The 624-nt window shown below is 35.6% G+C and carries 1 protein-coding gene; it reads right to left on the reverse strand.

What is annotated here, in order from left to right; genetic code table 11:
• Positions 1 to 479, reverse strand: a 479-nt coding sequence (locus tag G9H60_RS13225) for a DDE-type integrase/transposase/recombinase (protein ID WP_394369796.1), incomplete at its 3' end; no start/stop codon positions are given.
• Positions 480 to 624: the final 145 nt, after the last annotated feature.

Consider the following 624-nt stretch of genomic DNA (forward strand, 5'->3'; position numbering starts at 1 on the left):
AGAGCATCTTTTAACGCCATTTCAACCCCATCTGTATGCAGTGTTTCATGAAGATGATAGCCCATGATTTTTCTAGAAAAAGTGTCGGTTATTAGACTTAAATAGGCTGTTTTTTCCTTGGTGTCAATGTAGGTGATGTCACTTACCCATACTTCATTGATTCGTTTAACTTTAGTATCTTTTAATAGATTAGGATATTTATGAAGCCAATGTTTTGAATTAGTTGTTTTGTGATAGGCACGCTTAGGTTTTATGAGTAAATGTTCTGACTGCAAAAAAGCGAATAACCCATCTCTTCCTATTTTTATACCATTGCAAACAAACTTATCTTTGAGTAGATAATACAACTTACGTGTCCCAAGTCTTGGTAAACACATCCGTTCTGTAATTACGGAAGCCTTTACTTGCTGTAATTCTCGCACTCTTTTATTCACCCGCTGTTCACGCTGATAAATTCCTTGACGGCTAATTCCAAACAATCTGCAAGCTTTAGATAAACTTACTTCTCCTTTGGCTTTGAGCCGTTGGATTGCTTGGGTAAAGACTTTTTTGGCAACTGAATACCGTGTTCTTTTTGAAGAATATCAAACATAGTCTTATAAATAAGATTTCGGTCTTGTTCTT

Origin of the sequence: Aquirufa aurantiipilula (assembly GCF_019923745.1) — a bacterium.
Taxonomy (GTDB): Bacteria; Bacteroidota; Bacteroidia; order Cytophagales; family Spirosomataceae; genus Aquirufa; species Aquirufa aurantiipilula.